Source organism: Streptomyces sp. NBC_00102 (genome assembly GCF_026343115.1).
Taxonomy (GTDB): domain Bacteria; phylum Actinomycetota; class Actinomycetes; order Streptomycetales; family Streptomycetaceae; genus Streptomyces.
The window spans coordinates 2106502-2127602 of record NZ_JAPEMC010000001.1 but is presented as its reverse complement, the minus strand read 5'-3'; the positions used below and the strand labels follow the sequence as shown (position 1 = coordinate 2127602).

At 65.1% G+C, this 21101-nt stretch carries 13 protein-coding genes and 1 tRNA gene; 6 read left to right on the top strand and 8 right to left on the bottom strand.

Annotation, left to right across the window (positions count from 1 at the left end):
* Positions 1–7: 7 nt before the first annotated feature.
* The gene (locus tag OHA55_RS09330; protein ID WP_266704642.1) at positions 8–844 is read right to left on the bottom strand and encodes a TrmH family RNA methyltransferase; all 837 of its coding nucleotides are present in this window, start codon (positions 842–844) and stop codon (positions 8–10) included.
* Between the two features lie 253 nt (positions 845–1097).
* Positions 1098–1535, bottom strand: coding sequence for a helix-turn-helix domain-containing protein (locus tag OHA55_RS09325; protein ID WP_266704641.1), 438 nt, complete (start codon positions 1533–1535; stop codon positions 1098–1100).
* Positions 1536–1940: 405 nt separating this feature from the next.
* On the opposite strand from OHA55_RS09325, the gene OHA55_RS09320 reads away from it, so the two are divergent.
* Genes OHA55_RS09320 through OHA55_RS09310 form a run of 3 tightly spaced genes read left to right on the top strand, consistent with a single transcriptional unit; the run spans position 1941 to position 3626 of the window.
* On the top strand, positions 1941–2267 hold the full coding sequence (locus OHA55_RS09320) for a transcriptional regulator (RefSeq protein ID WP_266704640.1): 327 nt from the start codon (positions 1941–1943) through the stop codon (positions 2265–2267).
* Position 2268: 1 nt separating this feature from the next.
* Complete coding sequence (locus OHA55_RS09315) at positions 2269–3288, top strand: hypothetical protein (RefSeq protein ID WP_266704638.1); 1020 nt, start codon at positions 2269–2271, stop codon at positions 3286–3288.
* Positions 3288–3626, top strand: a complete 339-nt coding sequence (locus tag OHA55_RS09310; protein ID WP_266704636.1) for a hypothetical protein — start codon at positions 3288–3290, stop codon at positions 3624–3626. The genes OHA55_RS09315 and OHA55_RS09310 overlap by 1 nt, the downstream gene beginning before the upstream one ends.
* A gap of 5 nt (positions 3627–3631) precedes the next feature.
* On the opposite strand, the gene OHA55_RS09305 is transcribed toward OHA55_RS09310, so the two are convergent.
* From OHA55_RS09305 to OHA55_RS09290, 4 genes are all read right to left on the bottom strand, one after another.
* A protein-coding gene (locus tag OHA55_RS09305) for an IS3 family transposase (protein WP_266704634.1) occupies positions 3632–4884 on the bottom strand; the annotation gives its coding sequence in 2 pieces (ribosomal slippage) (positions 3632–4602 and positions 4602–4884; 1254 coding nt in all).
* Between the two features lie 838 nt (positions 4885–5722).
* Positions 5723–8857, bottom strand: a complete 3135-nt coding sequence (locus OHA55_RS09300; protein WP_266704632.1) for a type I restriction endonuclease subunit R — start codon at positions 8855–8857, stop codon at positions 5723–5725.
* Positions 8857–10065, bottom strand: a complete 1209-nt coding sequence (locus OHA55_RS09295; protein WP_266704630.1) for a restriction endonuclease subunit S — start codon at positions 10063–10065, stop codon at positions 8857–8859. Before OHA55_RS09295 ends, OHA55_RS09300 begins: the two co-directional genes overlap by 1 nt.
* A 35-nt stretch (positions 10066–10100) precedes the next feature.
* On the bottom strand, positions 10101–11846 hold the full coding sequence (locus OHA55_RS09290; RefSeq protein ID WP_266704628.1) for a class I SAM-dependent DNA methyltransferase: 1746 nt from the start codon (positions 11844–11846) through the stop codon (positions 10101–10103).
* A 516-nt stretch (positions 11847–12362) separates the two neighbouring features.
* Between OHA55_RS09290 and OHA55_RS09285 the strand changes: the two genes are divergently transcribed.
* The 3 genes from OHA55_RS09285 to OHA55_RS09275 are packed head-to-tail and all read left to right on the top strand — an operon-like array spanning position 12363 to position 19548.
* A complete protein-coding gene (locus OHA55_RS09285; protein ID WP_266704626.1) occupies positions 12363–13520 on the top strand; it encodes a hypothetical protein in 1158 nt (385 codons plus the stop codon).
* Positions 13517–16861 carry a hypothetical protein gene (locus tag OHA55_RS09280; RefSeq protein ID WP_266704624.1) on the top strand — a complete coding sequence of 1115 codons (3345 nt, stop codon included), beginning with the start codon at positions 13517–13519 and terminating at the stop codon, positions 16859–16861. Before OHA55_RS09285 ends, OHA55_RS09280 begins: the two co-directional genes overlap by 4 nt.
* Positions 16855–19548: an RNaseH domain-containing protein gene (locus tag OHA55_RS09275; protein WP_266704622.1), complete on the top strand. Its 2694-nt coding sequence runs from the start codon at positions 16855–16857 to the stop codon at positions 19546–19548. Before OHA55_RS09280 ends, OHA55_RS09275 begins: the two co-directional genes overlap by 7 nt.
* 58 nt (positions 19549–19606) lie before the next feature.
* Here the strand turns inward: OHA55_RS09275 and OHA55_RS09270 are convergent, their stop codons facing one another.
* Together OHA55_RS09270 and OHA55_RS09265 are read right to left on the bottom strand one after the other, a co-directional pair.
* Positions 19607–20866: a site-specific integrase gene (locus OHA55_RS09270; protein WP_266704620.1), complete on the bottom strand. Its 1260-nt coding sequence runs from the start codon at positions 20864–20866 to the stop codon at positions 19607–19609.
* 112 nt (positions 20867–20978) lie between these two features.
* Positions 20979–21051, bottom strand: a tRNA-His gene (locus OHA55_RS09265).
* Positions 21052–21101: the final 50 nt, after the last annotated feature.

Here is a 21101-nt window from a genome sequence, read left to right as displayed (position 1 = left end):
GCTGCGCTCAGCGAGGACGCTTCCCGGTGGCGATCCGCTGCCGGGAAGCCTCGTACAGAATCGCGGTCGCAGCGTTCGCCGCGTTCAGGGAGCTGGCCGCCCCTGTCATCGGGATACTCACCGTGAAGTCGCACAGCTCGCGCCACGTACTGGACAGCCCGCTCGTCTCGTTCCCCACCAGCAGCAGAACCGGCTGGGTGAGGTCGAAGTCGTAAACGTCGGCGTCGCCCTTCTCGTCGGTGCCCACCAGGACCAGCGGGTGACCGGCGGAGCGCTGCTGTTCCACCCACGTCATCACCTCGCCGGGCCCCGGTACCCGGACGGAAGGCAGCGAGAAGAGGCTGCCCGTGGTCGCCCGTACGGACTTCGGGTCGTAGACGTCGGCGGCGTGGCCGGAGACGATCATCCCCTGCGCACCGAAGGCGTCAGCAGAGCGGATGATGCTTCCGATGTTGCCGGGTGTGGTCGGCCGGTCGAACAGCACACCAAGGAAGTCCGGCCCGACCTCGATACGGCTCAGATCGTCCGCCGGCATGCCGACAACCGCGATCACCTCGGGTGCACCCTCGGCCTTCTCCCCGAGTTCTGCCAGCAGCGCCGGTGCCATGACGATCCGTTCAGCCTTGGTCGTCCGCAGCAGCTCCTGCGCCCAGCCCGAAAGCTTCCGCCGGTCGTCGTACAACAGCGCGCTGATCGGCCAACCGAACTCCACCGCCAGCGAGATCGGCCGCACTCCTTGGACCAAGAACTCGCGGAGCTGACTCCGCTTCTTCCGGTTGGTGAGCAGTGCTTCCCATTGCTGAAACCGGGCGTTGCGGGCGGTGATCCGCTGATTCGCTGGCACCTGTCCTCCAAGATGAGCCGACTCCCACGATGCGTTCCGACATTGGCGGAGTCCGCACCAGCGCAGCTAGAAACCCTACACCGGCGGCCACCGCCTAGCGTGGCAGCGCCGCCAGGCTGCGGCTCATGACCGGATGGCAGCGAGCCGGACACGACCAACCGTGCAGATGAGACTTGAGCGCTCACAGGTTGGCCGCAGAGCCGACGAGTCGCGCCGAATCCGCTGCGGATCCTCCGTACTCAGTGGATGCTTCTCATCCGCCGTCGAGCGGTCCGGAGTCGTCCGCCAATCCCTCCAGCCGACGGGTCTGGTCGATCACCGTGGTCACCATGTTCAGGCTCGCCGTGCTGAGTCCGTTGGCTCGCAGGGCGACTCGGCGCACGTTCTGGTCGCGCATGGCGACAACCAGTTCGATCTCCGCGCGCTGTCGCTCGGCCTCTTCCTCGTCGAAGAAGTAACCCGGGGTTACGCCGAAAAAGCCGGCCAGCGCGCGGATCGTCTGCATCTTCGGGTTCGTGTTGATCCCGGTGCGGAGCTGTTGGATGGCGCTTGCGGAGATGGTGAAGCCGGAGGTGTCGCGAATCCCCTGGGACACCTCCGCATATGTGTACGGGCCGCGCCCTTTCGGGTGCGCCTCCCGAAACAGGTAGCCGAGCAGCTCCGCGAAGGTGCGCTCGTTCTTCTCGCTCATCTCAACCCTTCGTCGTGACCGCCATCCTATCCACTCCAGTGGATCGAGGGCTGGCCCACCTTGCGCGGGTCGACATTGCAGTTGACGCTCGTTGGCCATTGCAGTGTACGTTGACCCTAGGAATCATCCATTGCAGTGTTCCGCGCTGGGTCGGAGGGTGTCTGAGGGGTGGGAATGGGTCACATTGCCTCGGCCTCTGCAAGCAGACCACCGGCCAGGGAGAGGGCAGAAGGAAGGCAGTGCACGGGCAGTAGAAGCCCGAGAAAGCAAAGAAAACCGGCGCCCGGGAGGTACAAGCTCCCAAGCGCCGGGCCAGCACCCGGGGGTGCTGATTCACATCACGCGGGCGGCGGGACTCTCGCATGAGGACGCCGCACCGCGCTCCTATGAACAACGGAGTGTCGCATGCTCGCCATGTCGAGCGAAACCCTGGCCTGCCCGGATATGGGCTGCCAGTACCGCCTTGCCGCACAGCTCCCGGACTTGATCCCGGGCGTAGCTACCACCCGCGTCGGCCCCGACGATCCGATCCAGGCGCGGCCCTACCCCGACGCCATCGTCAAGGACGAGGCAGGGGAGACGGTGGAGCTGGACCGAACGACCCACCGGGTCGCAGCCCGCTGGATCTTGCGGGCTGCGTCGGAGCTGGACCGGACTCGGCCACAAACTTTCGACCCCGCCAGCGCGCCCCTCACCCGCAGCGACCTGGTCGCGTCCGGCTGGGGCCGCTGACATGGCGCGGATTCGAACCATCAAGCCGGAGGCGTTCATCTCCGAGTCGCTCGCCGAGGTGAGCGTGGAGGCCGAACGCACCTTCTACGGGCTGCTCACGCAGTCCGACGACCAGGGACGCCACCGGGACAACGCCGCGATCATCGCCGGGCTGCTCTGGCCGCTGCGCGCCGAGCACACCTCGGTCCACGTCGAGGACGACCTTCACCAGCTCGCGAACGCCGGTCTGATCTGCCGGTACACCGGATGTGACGGCCGCCGGTACCTGCACATCGTGACCTGGTCCGAGCATCAGAAGATCGACAAGCCGAGCCAGTCGCGGGTGCCGGCCTGCCCCCAGCACCACGCGGCTGACCATTGCGGCTCCTGCAAGGGTGTCTGCATCAAGCCGACCGAAGCTTCGCCCACTCCTCTCGGAGGGTTCGCCGAGGCTTCGACGAACGTTCCCGGAGCCCCCGATCTGCCCGCGCAGGCCGTCGGGACGCCTCCCGGTCACGCGGACGAGGTCCCCGCCGCCCAGCAGGACGGCTTCGACAGCCCGCTCGACGACCCACCTCGTCCAGCTCGGAAAAGCCCAGGTCGGAGGGTATTCGGGGAAGACTCCCCGAACCTTCCCCAAAGCCTCGGGGAGGGCTCGGCGCCTGGATCTAGGATCTTGGATCCTGGATCTTCTTTCCCTACGGGGCGCACAGCGCCCGCAGCCGCCGCCATCTCGGCCAAGGATCTTGTCGGCGAATACGTCGCTGCCTGCGACGAGCGCCCGCCCAGCGACGTGATCGGACACCTGGGGCGGATCGCCAAGAAGCTCCTGGGCGAGGGGATCGCCCCGGAGCACATCCGTGGCGGGCTGGCGAACTTCGCGGCCAACCCGAAGCACCCGAGCGTGCTGACCAGCATGGTCAACGAGGCGATGAACGCTCGCTCCGCTGGTTTGGGGCGGCCGGGATATCGGCCTAATGTGCCTGCTCACCAGGCGTGGACCAACCCGGTCAACGCCGCCGCATACGCCGAGGAGCTGTGATGGGCACCCGTAACCGCGAGCCGCAGACTCTCGGCGAGGGCACCCTGGACCGGATGGCCCGGATCCTGGCCGCCCGCACCATCGACCCGATCGCCGTCGCCGCCTCCGCCGACGAGCCCGAGCCCTTCTCGCCGCTGGATGCCCTGTCGGCCGGGATGCCCCCGCGCTACCGGGCCGCCCTGGCCGACCACCCCCAGGTCCTGGACTGGGCCCGGGAGGTCGCCGAGGCCGCGGTTGCCCCCAGTCGGGGCGCACGACGACAGGTCACCACCGGCCCCAGTCTGCTGATGGCCGGGGTCGTCGGGGCGGGCAAGACTGAACCGCCCCGGGTTCGGTAGAGACTTCATATTGCGGTTGTGACCTGGGGTTTCGTGGTCGCGCGGTAGTAGTTGGTCTCGTATTCGACGGGTGGGATGTGCCCTATTTCACCGTGGAGCCGGCGGTGGCAGTACCAGTCCACCCACTCCGCGGTAGCGAGCTCGACCTGGGAAAGAGTCCTCCAGGGGCGCCCCGGTTTGATCAGCTCGGTCTTGAACAGGCCGATCGCGGACTCCATGAGGGCGTTGTCGTAGGCGTCGCCGACCGAGCCGATCGAGGCGGCGATGCCGGCGGCTGCCAGGTGCTCGGCGAGCCGGAAGCTCGTGTACTGCGACCCGGCATCGGAATGATGTATCAACTCGCCGCGCCGGTGGGGGTGTTCATCGCGGTCGCGTTGCCACAGGGCCATGTCCAGAGTGTCCAGGACGAGCTTGGTCTCCTTCGATGTGGCAGCGGACCAGCCGACGATCCGGCGGGAGAAGGTGTCGACGACGAAGGCGACGTAGACGACCCCCGACCAGGTCTTGACGTGGGTGAAGTCGGCGACCCAGTAGCGGTTGGGGGCCGACGCGACGAACTTGCGGTCCAGCAGGTCCGGTGCCCGCTCGACGCTGCTGTCCTGGATCGTGGTGATGACCTTCCTTCCGCGGACGGCGCCGGTGATGCCGAGCTCGCGCATGAGACGTTCGACGGTGCACCGGGCCACGGTGTGGCCCTGTCGGTGCAGCTCGCGCCAGACTTTCCTGGCGCCGTAGACACGGTAGTTGGCCTCGTGGACCTCGGTGATCGCGTCCTTGAGGACGGCGTCCCGCACCTGTCTGGCCGAAGGTTCGGCGGCGCGTTTCTTCGCCGCGTAGTAGGTGGAGGGGGCGATCTTGCAGTCGTGCTCGGCGAGTACGCGGCAGATCGGCTCGACACCGCCGAAGCGGGCCCGGTGCTCGTCGATGAACGCTACGAGCGTGTGTGTGGCCGGTCGAGCTCGGCCGCGAAGAAAGACGCCGCAGCCTTCAGGATGTCGTTCGCGCGGCGCAATTCGGCGTTCTCCTTCTTCAACGCCTTCATCGCCGCGGACTCCTCCGACGTCGTGCCCGGACGCTGCCCGGAGTCGATCTCGTCCCGCCTGACCCAGTTCCGCAGGGTCTCGGCCGAACCGATACCGAGCTTCTGGGCGACCGCCCGCACGGCAGCCGACTCGTTCGGGTAGTCACCGCGGACCTCGCCGACCATACGAACCGCTCGTTTGCGCAGCTCAACGGGATAAGAGGAAGGGCGTGCCATGACTCAATCCTTTCACGGAATTGAGTCTCCACTCGACCCGGGGCGGTTCAGTGACCGGGGCAGCGGTCACCGGTGGCATCGGTCAGCTGGAGGGAGCTGCTGACCTGGGCGGTCAGCCGGTCACTGGGTCTCCGGTCACTGACCGAGCGGCGACCACCGCCCCGGTCACTGACCGCCGGGTCGGTGGCCCGCCGTCTACCGCCAGGCCGGTTACGCCGACGCGGCCAGTGACCGCGAGGCCCGGACAACCGGACACCGTTCGGAACTGACCGGAAGCACGAAGCGGGTGACCGGCCAGGTGTACCCAGCCGGTCACCAGCCCCGCCGCATCGTCCCAGGGCGACTCGTGATCGACCGTCTGGCACACGGCCACCTCCACGGGCGCAGTCCGGACCGAGTGAAGCTGGACCGCTCAGCGCACCTCCGACCAGCTGACCCCGGAAACCCTGCACGGCCGGTCCTGGCGATGGACTGGATCGAGAACGTCGTCCGCGACATCCGACAAGGGCGCGCGGAGACGAGCCGGTGACCGACACCGATTCGCCTACCCGGCCGGAGAGCAGCATGACCCCACGACGGCTCCTGGCGGAGCAAGTTGTCGCGTACGACCGTCCTACGGCCGGTCGTACGCACTTGCCCCGCCCAGGAGGGTGGGGGACGTCCGGCTGGTTACCGAGCGAGGGCGCACGGGGACCAGCCGGACGACCGGCATCGCACCGCCGCCCGTAGCTCGACAGCCGTGCAACCAATCAGCAACTCGACACCGCCATTGACGAGCTGGCAGCGCTACACACCAACCTTCGCGGTGCGTCAGGCCGCCTCAAACGGGCTCCCGAATCTACGAATCCACCCGCTGATCGAGCGCTGCTTCGTAGAAGGCATCCGCAAGGGCGACGATGATCGCGTTGATAGCCGGTCCGTCGGTGAAGAAGTAGTCAGCCATCGTGTTGTGGGCGTCCTGGTTGTCCGCGACCGCCTCCGTAACGGCCGCTTGGAAGTCCTGCGACTCCACGAACTGCTTCTTGGAGTTCACCTTGGTCTGCTGGATCAGGTTGGGGTCGGCGAGCAACCGTTGGACGAGGCCCTGTACAAACTCCCTGACCTGGGACGCGGCGAACGATTCGGCGCCGAATAGGTCGTTCATCTTGTCTATGACGACCTGTAGCGCGACGTACTTCGGATCCTTCTTTGTTCCTGTGCCGGCGGCGCTGATGCCCTTCAGCTGCCCGTCGCCCACGAGTGAGATGTCGACCGCAATCGCCTTGTTGTGTTTGACCCCGACCAGCACGACGTCGGAGAGGTCGACTTCGGCTGCCCACGCGGACTCGGCGATGACCTTCTCCAGCAGGCGGAGGAAGATCGAGAGCATCTCCATGTAAGGGTCGCCGTAGTCGACGATCTGGGACATGAAGTCATAGAGGCGTACGTAGGTGGAGACGTCCTTGCGGAAGAGGTCAAGCGCCTGGAGCGTGACCCTGTCCTCTTCCTCGATCGCCCGCGCGTAGCGGCGCCGGAAGTCGTGCTGCGCCGGGCTGATCGCCGCTGAGAGCGCATTGTTGCCCTTCCGGGTCACCCACAGTTCGGCGACCTTGCGGACGTCGACCTCGGTGTAGATTCCGGCCTGGGCCAGCTTGTTAGCCAGGTGGACGACGACGTATGGATCAGTCTCGGTTTCCAGGGTCGCGTTTTTGAAGTACGGCTCGAAGGCTGCCTTGATGTCCTCGGGCTTGTTGGCGAAGTCGATGACGAACGTCTTGCGCTTCTGCTCCCCACCAGCGGTGCGGTAGGTGCGGTTGAGCCGGGAAAGCGTCTGTACCGCGGTGACGCTGGGCAGCTTCTTGTCGACGTACATCGCCGAGAGCAGGGGCTGGTCGAAGCCGGTCTGGAACTTGTTGGCGACCAGCATGATCTTGTACGTCTCGCCCTTGAACGCGGCTGCCAGATCGGCCCCTGCGCCCGGATTCATGTTGGCCTCGGTGAACTCGTCATCCTTCGACGGCTGCGGGCCCCAGTCGCTGTGCCAGGTCTCGTCCTCGGCCATAGTCACCCCGGCGGAGAAGGCGACCAAGGTGCGGTAATTGTAGGAAGCATCCTCGGCGCGCCGCTTGGCGATGTAGGCGTCGATGGCCAGTTTGTACTTCACCACGGACTTGCGCGAGTCGGTCACCACCATCGCCTTCGCCTTTCCTTCGAGGAGGTAGGCGACGTTGGCGTGGAAGTGCTCGACGATGATCTGTACCTTCTGACTGATGTTCGTCGGGTGCAACTGCACCCACCGCATCAGCCCCTTCCGTGCGGTGGCTTCCTCGACTTCTCCTCCGTTACTGCTCTCCGCCTTGCCCGCGATCTTCAGTGCGGTGTCGTAGTGCTGATAGCCCTTGAGTACGTCGAGGATGTAGCCCTCCTCGATCGCCTGCTTCATCGAGTACAGGTGGAACTCACGCGGCTTCCCGGTGGCGTCTTTGCGACCGAACAGTTCGAGGGTTTTGTTCTTCGGCGTCGCGGTGAAGGCGAAGTAGGAGATGTTCTCCGACTCGGCCCGCTCGGTCATCTCCGAGGCCAGCACTGCCTCCACATCGACCTCACCGCCCTCCTCGATCTCCTTGACCTCCTCGGCCGTCAGTACCTGCTTCAGCTTCGAGGAGATCTGGCCTGACTGGGAGGAATGAGCCTCATCGGCGATGACGGCGAACCGCCTGCCCTTCAGGCCGGCGTCGGTCCGTATCTCGTTCAGCGCATACGGGAAGGTCTGCACCGTCACCGCGATGATCAGCTCACCGTTTTTCAACGCACGCGCCAGCAGCCCCGACTTCGACTTCGCGCCGGCCTTGCGGACGTCCTCAGGGCTGATGGTCGCGACGATCTTGCCTGTGCCGTCGATCTGCCGGATCGCATCCTGGAGCTGGGAGTCGAGCACGGTGCGGTCCACGACCACGATGACCGTGTCGAAGACCTTCTGGTCATCGACATGCAGCCGCGCCAGCCGGTGGGCCGTCCAGGCGATGGTGTTTGTCTTCCCCGACCCAGCGGAGTGCTCAATCAGGTACCGCTTCCCGACACCCTCCTCCTTCACCGCCTCGACGATGCACGTGACGGCCTCCCACTGGTGGAACCGGGGGAAGAGCATGCTCGTACGCCGCACCGAGGTGCCGGTGGCGACGTCCCACTCCTCCTTGGTCTGCACGATCATCAACCGCCCGATGATGTTCAACCAGGCGTGTTTCTCCCAGACCCGTTCCCACAGGTACGCCGTCGACGAACGTCCATCCACGCCGGGCGGGTTGCCAGCACCACTGTCGAAGCCGACATTGAACGGCAAGAAGTGGGTCTTGTTCCCCTCCAGCCTCGTAGTCATCGCCGCCAGGCTGTTCGAGACCGCGAAGTGCACCAGTGCCCGGTGACCGAACGACAACAACGGCTCTGGCCGTCCATTCGTCAACGGACTGCGATCCTGCTTGTACTGGTTGACGGCCTCATCCAGCGACTGGGTGAAGTCGGTCTTCAACTCCACTGTGGCCACCGGAAGCCCGTTAATGAAGAACACCAAATCAATGCTGCGCTGGTCAGCGGTCGAGAAGTGCACCTGTCGCATCACCCGTAGCCGCATCGCCTCGTAGTGCGCCGTGGTCGTCTCGTTCAGCGACGTTTCTGGACGGAACTGCGCCATCTTCAGCCGCCCACCGCCGATGTACTGCACCCCGTTACGCAGAATGTTGAGCGTCCCGCCGCCATGTTCTAGCGGCCGGTCGAGCGCCGCAGTCAGCACGTCGAGGAACTTTGCCTGCGATCCTGCCGCCTTTAACGCCTTCTCGTACCCTGGCCTTTGCGTTTTTTCCAACCACGCGCAAAGATCCTCGGGGTAAAGTGCTCGCTCGCGGTCGTAACCGGTGTCTTGGGCCGAGTAAAGCCAGCCGTGGGCGTGGAGGTACTCGCAGATCTCGGTCTCGAAGACCGCTTCGTTATGGTCGGCCATCAGGCTGCTCCGCTCACGTCGATCTGGCCCGTCACCGCCGCCGTGATCAACGCCGACCGCCGTTCCTTGGAAAGCTGGATAAACCGCTCCGTCTCGGTGATGAGCGAGTCGATTTTCGCGGTCGCACCGCTGATCTCTGCCACGTACCCGCGCTGCTCCTCAAGCGTTGGAACTGGAACGCGCAGGGTGCCGATGATCTCGGAGTTCAAGTTGTCCATCGTCGATCCAACGGAGGAAAGGGCGAGTGCATCGCGATTGCGCCGGCTGCTGAACACGATGGCTCCGAACGCTGGCTCAATCAAATCCCGATTAAACCGGACAAGTGCTGAGCCCGTCCCGCACAGGAAGCCCACCGCAGGCGTCCCCACAATCGCACAGCGCCCAAGCTCTCCTCGACGGGCGGCGATCAAATCGCCTTCCTCAAGAGCGTGGCGCGCAAGATGTGCTGCCTTGGTAGAACCGACCGCGATCCGCGGATCGGGGACAATCTCACCTGCGACAATATGGGATGGATTAATGATCGGCGTGCCGCCATTTCTGTACTCATCGGACTTCAACTGGCTGCCGAACGGCCCCGTCTGAATCAAGACGGAAACTGCCTTCAACGGCGTGTTCCAGTCAAGGAGCGCCACACTTCGCTCCACTACCGACGACCGCCGCTCGCGAAGCATCTCGATCAGCCGCTGCTGCTCTTCGATGAGCGTGTCGATTCGGGCCGTCTCGCGGTTGAGGTAGTCGGCAATAGTGCCCTGCCTCTCCACTGGCGGTAGAGGGATCGGAATCCTGGCAAGCTTCTCTGCCGTGAGGTGCGGCACCGAGACAACGTTGGAGTACGCACGGATGAAGCCGCTAGCACGCAGCGCGATCAGGTAGAACGCGATGAAGCGGCCGTCGAAATCTGCAAATGGCCGAAGCCGGTTGATCGAGTTCTGGAATCCCCAACCAGGAAGATCCTGGTCGACATACGCGGCACGGCCGAACCCGCCTTGGCCGCCCTCGACGACGACCACGTCGCCCGCACGGATACTCAACTGCTCCAACTGCTCCTCTCCGAACCACATCTCGTTCACATCGGCGAGAGCCAAAACGCCATCGGGTTGTACATTCGCAGCGCGCATGTAGGGTGCTCGTACGTCAGTGCCCGAGCCCTTGCTCTGCAACATCTTGCCCAGCGTGACCGTCGCAGCGTTCTTGACCTGGCCTGCCATCCACCCATCGGGCAAAATGTTCCAGAGAGGCCCCGTCACTGCTCCACCTCGCGCAGCAGGTCAAGGATCTTGGCTACTTGCTTCTCCAGATCGGCGTCGATCTCGGCGAGCGGCCGGGGCGGGAGGTACTTGTAGAAATGGCGGGTGAAGGGGATGTCGTAGCCGATCTTGATCTTCGCCCAGTCAATCCAGGCATCGGGGACGTGCGGCTTCACCTCGGCGTCGAAGTACGCCTGCACTACTTCGCGCTCCGCCGACGCGCCTGCCGTTGAGTCCTTGTAGGTGAAGGGAACGTTCTCGGTGTCGCGCTTCTTCGAGTCTGGCTTCAGGTTGCCCTTGCGGTCGACGACTGGCTGGCCGTCGTCATCCATCAGCGGGCGTTCGATGGTGACGGTCCAGGAACCGAACTCGTTGTCTCGCAGCACCTTGGAAAGGTCGGGGTCAGCATCTTCGAAATCGGCGTAGAGCTGCACGATCTTTGCACGGTCACCCTCGCTGATCTCGCGATTCTTCGCCCCGAGGTTCTTCCGCATCTTGGTCCAGAACGACGTACCGTCGATGAGTTGGACCTTGCCTTGGCGGTCGGGATGCTTGGTGTTGTCGAGGATCCAGATGTAGGTGGGGATGCCGGTGTTGAAGAACATGTTGGTTGGCAGGGCGACAATCGCCTCCACGAAGTCCTTCTCCAACAACCACTTGCGGATGTTGGAGGGGCCGGAGTCGGCGCCGCCGCTAAAGAGCGGCGAGCCGTTCATGACGATGCCGACGCGGCCACCGCCGTCCTCAGGCGCGCGCATTTTATGGGCCAGGTGGAGTAGGAAGAGCATCTGGCCGTCGGAGGTCGCGGGAAGTCCCGGCGCGAAGCGGCCGTAGGGACCGGCAGAGTCGCGCTCCTCCTTGATCGCCTTGGCGTACTGCTTCCAGTCCACTCCGTAGGGTGGGTTGGACATAGAAAAGTCGAACTGGCGGCCCTTGAATGCGTCGTCGGTGAGCGTGTTACCGAAGGCGATGTTGGTCGTGTCGTGGCCTTTCGCGAGTAGGTCGGACTTGCAGATGGCGTACGACTGCGGGTTGTACTCCTGGCCGTACAGGCTCAGCTTCGCCTCGGGGTTCTGTGCAAGTAGATGCTCCTCGGCCAGAGAGAGCATGCCGCCGGTGCCGGCGGTGGGGTCATACAGCGACCGAATGATGCCGCCTTGGGTGAGGTCGACGTCCTTCTCCGCGAAGAGCAGGTCAACCAGCAGCCGGATCGCGTCGCGGGGCGTGTAGTGGTCTCCGGAGGTCTCGTTCGCAGCCTCGTTGAATTTGCGGATGATGTACTCAAAGGCGTCGCCCATGTCTGCGTTGGACACCACGTCGGGATGTAGGTCGACGGCGCCGAAGGACTTGACGATCTCGCGCAGGAGACCGGCCTTCTCCAGGGCCAGGATCTCCTTTTTGAAGTCGAAGTACTCGAACACATCCACGTCAGCGGAAAACCGGTCGATGTAGTCGGCGAGGTTGTCCGCCAGCCCATCCGCATCGGCCAGCAGGTTCGCGAACTCGTAGTTGGAGGTGTTGTAGAACGTCCGACCCGTAGCCTTCTTAACCTCGACCTTGAGCCGGTTCGGGTTCTCGTGCCTGGCCGCCAGCTCCCGGACCGTCGCGCGATCGGGCTCGAGGATGCAGTCGAGCCGTCTCAGGATCGTGAACGGGAGGATCACTGTTCCGTACTGATTGGGGCGGTATGGGCCCCGGAGCCGGTCGGCGAGTGACCAGATGAAGCTACCGAGCGTACTCACAAAGTTCCTCACGAGAATCGTCTAGCAGTGGCGATCACTTTGCCAGAGACAGCAGCCACCATTCCATCGTTCCGCTGCAGGCCCCCTTGCCTGCCGGCCGGGGGCTCGCGCCTGTTGCCGGAGTAGAGGACTTGGTAAGCCGTTGAAGGGGATCTGCGGCCTGACGTCGTCGCGAACCGTCAGGCCGCTCAACGCCCCCGGGCGCGGCAGTGCCGCCTTCTCCAGGTCGGCTGCCGGGACGAGGAGAACCTCCAGGCGTCCGGTCGTGAGTCCCCGTTGCCGCACAGGCCGCGAGTGGAGCCACGGTTCAGCTGACGCTGACGGACGCCCGATCGAACACTCCAGCTCCGCGTCATTCATGCGGGAAATCCAATGGATGTCATGATTTGGGATGAAATATGAGCGACACGCCTACTTCGCGACTTTGTTGTTCTGCCCGGATCGATCCAGGCATGATTCCTGCCACACAAAACTCTCTGTCAAGGACACTCAGTAAAGTGAGATGGAGGAGTGACGGTGCTTGATGCTGTCTCGAGCCGACGCCGCACCACCCTGGTCAGTGCTGCCATCCGTATCGGTTACGCCTGGACGGTCCGCCGTGACGAACCGCGAGCCTGGCGGGAAATCATGAGCATGACCGGTGTAGTCAACTCGCTTCTCGGCCCTGGCCGGGTGGCGCTGACGCCGACCGAACTCGTTGACCAGCTGTCGCGAGATCCCTTGAGGCAGATCGCTCCCGAGGTGTTCGAGGGCGATCCTCTGGGGTGGCTGACGGTCCTGGAATGGGGCGAGCTTAGTGACGACGTCTACTCCGACGGGTGCTCGGCGATCATCTCGCTGCTGGAAAAGGGCGACCGCGGGCGGGGGTGGATGCCCAGTTGGACATGGCTTCAGCAGGAGATCGTGCAGAACGAGGCGTTCCTGAAGATCAAGACCGATGCGAGCGACGCGGACTACGTGGCGCGCCGACGGTTCGTGATCGAGTATCCGGCCGGCGAGCTGGAGACGATCGCCGACCAGTGCAGCGAGGCGGGGATCCAGCCTCCCGTCCACTATGCGCCGCTCCCGCCGGACCGCGTCCATGAGGGGCGGTACTGGTGGCCGTGTCCAACGTGCCGCTGGCCCATGCGAGTCAGTGGCACGACGGTGCGCTGCAGCTATCGGGCGCACAACGCCGAATACGCCATCCGCAGCCTGGAGGACGGCCGGCCGCCCAAGCTCCGGCCGCGTGACGACACCGTAGGCCGTCAGCCTGCGGCTCGGCTGCTGCGAACTGAAGGTGACCGGCGGACGGTGTGCGTGGATCTGCCGGCTTGGCGGTACATCGTCGTCCCTGGTGTCGACGAACTCGCGCTGTACAAGAAGTGGCACGGCAAGCCGCTCCTGGATGTCAGCCTGTGGCCGCACCAGGACGCCTACGACCTGAAGTTCACCATCGAGTCGCTGAATTGGACGCTGGCTGTCGACCTCAAGGACGTCGCCAGTGCCAGCGTGCTGGCCGACGAGATTGCAAGGAAGCCGCTCGCCGCGAAGACCATTGTCCTCCCGGACCATCGGGGCATCGCGCAGCGCCAGGAGCTTCAGGACCTTCTGCCCGACTACACAGTGCTGAGGGTCGAGGACGTGAACCGGATCGTGAAGAAGAAGCTGTCCGAGGCGAGGCGCGCCCTGTGACCGACGTACACGAGTTCCTCAGCGAGAGTGAGTCCAGGCTCCTGCCCCGCGTCATCGCCTGTGCCTGTGCCTGCGCAGAGGTGCACTTCCCTGCGGACGGACGAGCGGGGACCGCTCTCACCGCTGCCCAGTTCCTGCTCACCGGAAAATTCGATGCCTGGGACCGATACGCCAGCCTTTCGCTGGAGGACCAGCATCGGCTCAGTCGGTTGTTGCGCCATCGGACCAACGAACTCGCTAACGAGACCGCGTTCCGCAACCACGCGTCCGACTACTTCCTGAGAGGCGACATCCCAGGATTCCGGCTGCTCGACGACGAGGAACGAGTGAGCGCCCATCACGGACTCGACCCTCGCCATTGTGCCGACCGGCTCCTGACCGAACTGGACGACATCCGGGCCTCGCAGCTGGTCTCCAGCCCAGTAGCGAAGCCAGGGGACTACACCCACATGCTGCGTGTGCCGATGGCCGGACGCCAGAGCGCCCCGGTGCTCGCCTACTACCCCTTCGATGAACGCCATGCCCCGCCGCCGCCACGGACCGAGCGTCTGCGTATCGCTCCCGAGCTTGTGGAAGCGGTGCTCAAGGTCGAGGACTTCCTGGACCTGAACGCGCAGCTCGATGAACCGCCCGGCAAGGCATTCCGTGTGGAGACCCTCATCCCCTTTTTCGGAAAGATGCGGACCCTGCGGGGCGAAGCCGTCGGAAAGGCGCTGAAACTGCCCGCGGGCACGACACGAGTCCTGAGCGCGCCCACGGGTTCGGGTAAGAGCGTCATGCTCCGGAGCTATGGATCCTGGGCGGTTCAGGAGGGGCACACGGTCGCCCTGGTTGTTGACACCAACGCCAACGCCTTGAAGCTCGCTCACGCCATCGAGCAGGACCTGGAGAAGTTGGACATCCCGAAGCGACTTGGGGTGGGTCCCTCGGAGGTGGTGGTCCCGCTCATGTCGCCGAACAGTCTCATGCGGGAACTGGAACGAGCGGTCAAGGGGTCGGAGAATCCCGAGTACGTCGACTGGGTGTTCGCTCGCATCGGTTACTCCTGCCAATTGCCCGCCTTGGCTTCGGTTGACGAAGAAGTCGACACCTGGGTACCCGGCGGGGAACCGTGTACCAGGCTGACCCCGGTGCGCCCGGAACGGGGCGAACCGTATCGGAGCATGCCGGCCCCGAAGGTCTGCCCCTTCAAGCAGAGCTGTGGCAAGTTCCGGCTGGCCCGCCAGGCATGCTCGGCACGGATCATCGTCACCACGCATGCCAACCTCTACGCGGGCCGTATGCACATCCCACTGGAGCTCGACGACGGGACGGTGAACGAGAAGGTCAGCGTGGAACAGTTCATCATGGGCCGCTGCCAGGTCGTCCTCATCGACGAACTTGACGCCTTCCAGTCGACGGTGATGGACCGATCCGGGCGCGGGCTGACCCTGGCATGGGGAGACCGCGGACACGACCGTCCGCTGATCGACGTGGACACGCAGCTCGTCAGTGCCTTCGGTCGATTGCCGGCGGCCCTGGAAGAGCGGACGCGCTCGAACGTGTCGGAGTGCAGGCGCTTGGCGGAGACCTACACGATGCACCTGTCCAGAGGCGATTTGACTCTCAGCGACCAACTACCCGACGAGCCGGGCCACAAGCGTCGTAAGAGCGAAGGGAGTAGACGTTGGATCGTGGCGCAGCGTTGGGACGGCTGGCTGACCAGGCATCTGGCGGCCTTCTTCGTGAACGACTCCGCCCAGGTATCCGCCGAACCTGATCCACTGCCGAGCCTGGGCACGGCAGCTCTCCTGGACGCGGTCTGTGATCGCAAGGTCGCGTCGTATCTACTGCCCGAGCACCTACGAGAGTTCGCGCGGGCGATCCGGGCCATAACGGCCACCAGCGACGCTGCCGGAGTCCTGGAGCATGTACGCGGCGAGCTATTCGAGATGCTCGTCCCCTGGATTCCCGCGACAAAGACCCGGGCCGCAGTCATCGACCGGCTGGTACGCAGGATGTTCCTCGTGCCGCTCAGAACGATGTTGTACGGCTTCGTTCACGACGCCCCGCAGCTCAAACTTGCCGGGGTGCCGGCGGCAGAGGAGATCGCCCAAGCTGTAGGCGGCTACGAGAGCTGGCGCGCGATCCCGCACGGCCCGCTCGGTCGGCTGGTGTTCGCCTTCACGGAAGACCACAATCCCAAGTCGCTCCAGGACACCAAACTCAGCGCTGCCGCCTTCGGCGGCGACCCCCACAGCTACATCACGTCCCTCGGACAGATCACCGCTCTGGCTCAGGCGGGGCACCGGCGGGTGGTGCTCGGACTGTCGGCGACCGCCTACATGCCGGGGGCACATCGGCACCATATTCACGCCCAACCCACGTTCGTCGTCCCTGACGAGGGCTCCGAGGTAACCATCGACGCCCGACCCATCCCCGGCCTGGAAGGCGAGCTGATTCGGATCTCGGGGCTTTCCGGCAAACAGAGGCGCGAAGCCACCAGACAACTCGGTATGAAATTGTGGAGCGAGCTGTCGCGCGAACTGGAAGCCCTCGCAGCAGAGAACATGCCTGGCATTCAGGATGCGATCCTGCTCGCCACGACGTCCTACCAGAGCTGCCGCGACCTGGCCGAAGGCATGCGTGCAGCCGGCGCACCCCCGGGCTTGATCGCGGTCGCGGTGCGGCCAGATGCTGACGCAGGGACGATGGACAGGCAGGAAGCCGACGACCGGCCCTGGATCGAGATCGCCGGAGACCAGCTTGAGGACTTCGGCGCCCGCGCCCACACCCGTATTCTCATCGCCCCGCTCAAGCGTGCCGAACGCAGTCTCAACATCCTCTCGCCCGGCCAACGACGCTCCCGCATCGGTTCCATCTGGCTTGCCGTGCGGCCCATGTCGATCGTCGACGACCCGGACGAGCTGCTGGCGCACGTAGGGGCCCGGGCGCTGGACGATCGGCGCGCCCACGCCCACCCTTGGACCGAACTAGACCGGTCCAAGAAGACCGCCGGGAGATATTTCGACGAACTATTGGGCAGTCGACGCTACTTCAGTGCGCTGCCGTATCGCGCCAAGAAGGCAATCGCCGCGGAACTCATCGCCTCCATCATTCAGCTGGTGGGCCGCGCCCGACGCGGTGGCACCCCCGGGCGGCTGCGGCTCGTCGACTACGCGTTCCTTGATCCCAAGGGCAACTCCGACCTACCCGGCCTCATTCGCCAGCTTCGCGCCGACTGGGCTCGTACCGGCGAACTCGACCTCATGCTCAGCACCAATGGCGCCGCCCTCAGGGCGTTCTTCACCTTCGCCGACAACCACACTGCCACTCGCGACTCCCTGGACACCGCATGCTGACCACCCTGGCCTACCTGTTGGACCCCGAGCGTCTCGGCTCCGCGGTGTTTTACCCGCTGAGTGAGGACTTTGCTCAGGCATGGAGCGAGCTGCCGCGTTTCCGCGACAGTGACAACGCCAAGCCCTTGCGCCCCGCCTACGCCGGCCTTGCCACGGCGCTGTCCGCCGTGACCAACCAGCCCGTCGTCATCATGCCGGACACCCTCGACCAGCCCGAGGACGATCTCGCCGTCCCCGCGGTCCTGGTCACCACCGCCTCCATCGAACCTCGCCTTCTCACCCGGGCCGTGCGCAGCTGGGAACGGCACATCCGAGGTGGAGCGGACGACAACGTCCTTGCTCCCCTCCTGGCGCAGTCCGAAAAGTACGAGCGCGCCCTCGGGTCTTTCGTGGAGAACGCAGACTCGGGACGGCCCCGAGCACCGCAGTGGTTCTACAAAGTCGCGGCATGGAATTTCGCCGCAACCATCGCCAAGACCTCGCTTCACCTTCCCGGTGCCTCAGCTCCGAGCGGCGGACAGCGCCTGAACTGGCTCATGGATACCAAGGGCAGCCTGCTCGCCTGGGACCACATCCTGGAAGGCAAGACGGAGAGGCCGGCGAGGGTCGGCTATGCCATGCATAAGCTCGACTTCCGCGTCATCACTCTGCCCGGTGAGTCCCGGATCGGGATCCACGTCCTGCCGACCTTCAGCAGGCTCGCCACCCACTGGGCCAGCACCCGCACCGCGTTCGTCGTCCGCGGCAAGGACACCGTGCTGCGCCTGCCCGTCGGCCACCGCCGCACTGATGAGGGCTGGGAGCCCTACACGCGAAACTTCGCCGCACAGGTTGTGGAGGCATGCAAGCTTGAGGCCATCGACCTCGGCACCAACGAGACGCTGGCCACCATGGAAGGCCCGGTGCGCGCTCTGGTCCCCGGCCCGACCGAGCATCCGCTCGGCAAGGGCACCGGAACCCGCTTCAACCTCTACCTCGCCAACCACATCAAGAAGGCAGCCGCCAAGCTCGGCGTTGAACAGGTCGCGTATGAGCGCACCGATGTCGAGGTAACGCGCACCACGGAGGGGCCGGTCGTACGGGAGGACCTCGACCAGGCACTGAGTGGGACAGGTCACGATCAGGTCCGCGTACTCGCCCTCTACGACGACGAGTACACCCGCGAACGTATGATCACCGCCCTGACCCCCTACCTCGAAGAACCGGCGCAGGCAGCGGACTGGGACGACAACCACGATCACCAACTCACCGAACGACTGTTCGTCCGCCTCCATCGTATGCCAGCGCTGGTCTCTCCCACTCCCGTCGACTGGGACGTGGAACTCGCCTTCCTCTCTGACCTGGACGGCACCGCCCTCACCGGCGTTTGGGTCGAGACGATCTGGAATCCAAGGAAGCGCACCCCTCGCCGAGGCCAGACCCCGGACCGCTACGACCCGAAACGCGACCTTCGCAGGCACTTTCACCGGCGTGGCATGGTCTCCCAGTTCATCGCCCAGCTCCCTCGGCCCAAGCCCCCCAAGCTGGAAGATGCGGCCGAGGCAACGCAGGCCCTGGACCCCCAGGCGCTGGAAGTCGAACTCGAACTCTTGGCGCAGGCCGAAAACGCCAACGGTGAAACGGCCATTGAGGACAACGCGGACGGCGCAAAGCCCAAGCGAACCCGTCCGCGGGTGGACTACCCGGCTATCAACGGACTTCGCGATCTGTTCCTGCGTCTCGGAGCGGTCGATGGACGCCTCGCCCACGGCGTCCCCCTGGACCGTCCCATGATCCTTGTCGGCCTGCACCTGCGCCAACAGCGTGTCAGTACCAAGGCATTCGGAGCTGCCAACAAGACCCAGATGGTCGAAGTTCTCACCGCCCTTCACACACACCCGGATCCGCAGCAGCCCTGGCGCATGGAGATGTACAACCGCCATACACACTCCTGGCAGCCTCTTCCGCAAGGGGAGTCCGCCTTCGGTGCTGGACCGATCGGTATGGAAGGACACGCCCGCCATAAGGAGGGCGCAGGGCTGGTCCGCGAGCATGTCAAGGCGGCGCTGCGCATCCTGCCCGCTCAGACCCCGCTCGTCATCTTCGTGGATACCGAAGCCTGCCGGACCATCTGGTCTGGGTTGCAACACGCCCAGCTCGGCAACGGCCCTCTCCCAGGAGACGGCCTTGACGACGACGGCCGCCCGATCGCCGTCGTCAGCATCAACACGTCGTACGGCGAGGTTCCCACCCCAGTCGATCGCTCCAACGCCCGGCGCCGTGATCCAGAGCGCCCCGCCGCACCCGACGACTGGCTGTATGAGCGCACCACGGCAGGCACTGAGGTCACCAGTTGGTATCTCGCCCAGAAGTCACGCACCTACGACGGTTTTGGCCAGACCAGTACCAACGGCAGCACATGTACCCGATTCACCATCCCCCAAGAGCTTCAAAAGGCTTTGCTCCGTAAGGACTGGCACAGCTTTACGGCGACCCAGATCACCGTGCCTCGGCCGGACGGCCACCAACCACAGGACCTGGCTGCGCTAGCTGCCGCACTCTGTCACCAGTCCCTCGCCTGGGACGCCCGTACTCGCCATCCAGTCCCCCTCCACGTCGCAGGCGCGGTCGACCGCAACCACCCGGAGTACCGCGGTGTCAGCTTCGAAACCGAGGCAGCAGAGGAGAGCAGCGACGACGCATCCTGACCGGTCCGACGCACGGTCTCGCGGTGCGTAGGCCGCACGTCGGGCTACGGGATGTGGCTCAAGCGCTGACCAACCGCAGGCCGTGATCAGACGGCGGGCGGCTTCCCATGGCTGCCTGCACGGCGGCACTGATGTCCGAGTCGAGCGACCGGGCCAGGTGACCGTAGCGGTCGATCGTGGTCTGGATCGACTCGTGGCCCAGCCGGGCCTGGATCGCCGGCAGAGGGATGTTCGCGGCCACCAGCCAGGCGACGTGGCTGTGCCGCAGGTCGTGGATCCGAGGCCGGCGGGGGAGGCCGGTCTCCATCGCGGCAGCGACGGCGGGTATCCATTTCCGGTTGTAGAAGTTGGAATGCCTCCATGCCTTGCCCGTCGGCGTGCGGAAGAGGAACGCCTCCGGTGGCATCCCCTGCTTCAGCCTCCGGGCAAGGTCCACCTGCGTCGGGGCGAGGGCGACCAGACGGCGCGCTTTCCTCGTCTTCGGGGGCCCGAGGAAGAACGAGGTCTGCGCGCCCCTGGGCGACCTCTTCCAGGCCCTCTGGACGTTGACTGTCGGCCTGGGGCCGCCCAGCCGAAGATCTTGTACCTGGAGAGCCGTAGCCTCGCCCCACCGCATGCCGGTACCGATCAGCCAGTCGGCGAGGTCTCGCGCCGCAGGGTCGGTGAGGTGCTTGCGGAGGAGTTGGTACTCCTCCTGCTCCAGGAAGACCATCTCCTCGGACGTCCCGTAGTCGACACGAGGAAGGCGGGTGTTCGCGCAGCAGTTCTTGGTGCGCAGTGGGGGATCGGCATCGATCGCCGCCTGCACGATGCACCACAGCAGGCCGTGTCGATTGGCTGTGGACTTCGGCGAGGCCGGTCGACGGACCCACTGCCCTGGCTTCGCGTCCGGCTGGCCCGCTTCCTGAAGCCGAACCCAGTCCTGGACGTCGTCAGCGGTGATGTTCCCGATCGTGGCCGGCATCACCAGTCCCGATCGGGTGGTGTGCACCATGAGGGAGATGTGCCGGTCCACCTCGCGCCGGTAGTCGTCCCGGGTCCGCGGGTCGATACCGGTGAGCCGGTCGACGTAGCGCCGGGCCCAGTCGGTCAGGGGCACGTCGTCGGGGTCCTGCTCGGGCTCGACGAAGCCCTGGCCGGGAACCCACCCGTAGGGCCACTGCTGCTTGTGGGCGTCGACGAGCTTCCTGAACGTGTCCGCCTGCTCGGGGTCCTCGAACCTCTCGGCCTCCCAGGTGCCGCCGCGCCCTCCCTGGAGCCAGCGGACCTGGAAACTCGCCGTACCGTCCTTGCGGACCCGCTCCCTGATCGTTGCCATGGCGCAGACGGTAGGTCGAAAATCCGGCCGCGTTTGGCCGCGGTTTGGCCAGCCCGGAACACGAAGAAGCCCCCGACCCGCGTTTCCGCAGATCAGGGGCTTCCCCTTCAAGGGTGAGTAACGGGACTCGAACCCGCGACATCCTGGACCACAACCAGGTGCTCTACCATCTGAGCTATACCCACCATGTTCGTCCGGGCGTTTCCGACCGGCCGAGAAAAAGTGTACAGGGTTT

Bases quoted from the DNA above. Each gene is read 5' to 3' on its own strand.
- OHA55_RS09325 (WP_266704641.1), bottom strand. From the start codon at position 1,535: ATGAGCGAGAAGAACGAGCGCACCTTCGCGGAGCTGCTCGGCTACCTG.
- OHA55_RS09315 (WP_266704638.1), top strand. From the start codon at position 2,269: ATGGCGCGGATTCGAACCATCAAGCCGGAGGCGTTCATCTCCGAGTCG.
- OHA55_RS09270 (WP_266704620.1), bottom strand. From the start codon at position 20,866: ATGGCAACGATCAGGGAGCGGGTCCGCAAGGACGGTACGGCGAGTTTC.
- OHA55_RS09295 (WP_266704630.1), bottom strand. From the start codon at position 10,065: ATGGCAGGCCAGGTCAAGAACGCTGCGACGGTCACGCTGGGCAAGATG.
- OHA55_RS09300 (WP_266704632.1), bottom strand. From the start codon at position 8,857: ATGGCCGACCATAACGAAGCGGTCTTCGAGACCGAGATCTGCGAGTAC.
- OHA55_RS09275 (WP_266704622.1), top strand. From the start codon at position 16,855: ATGCTGACCACCCTGGCCTACCTGTTGGACCCCGAGCGTCTCGGCTCC.
- OHA55_RS09310 (WP_266704636.1), top strand. From the start codon at position 3,288: ATGGGCACCCGTAACCGCGAGCCGCAGACTCTCGGCGAGGGCACCCTG.
- OHA55_RS09320 (WP_266704640.1), top strand. From the start codon at position 1,941: ATGCTCGCCATGTCGAGCGAAACCCTGGCCTGCCCGGATATGGGCTGC.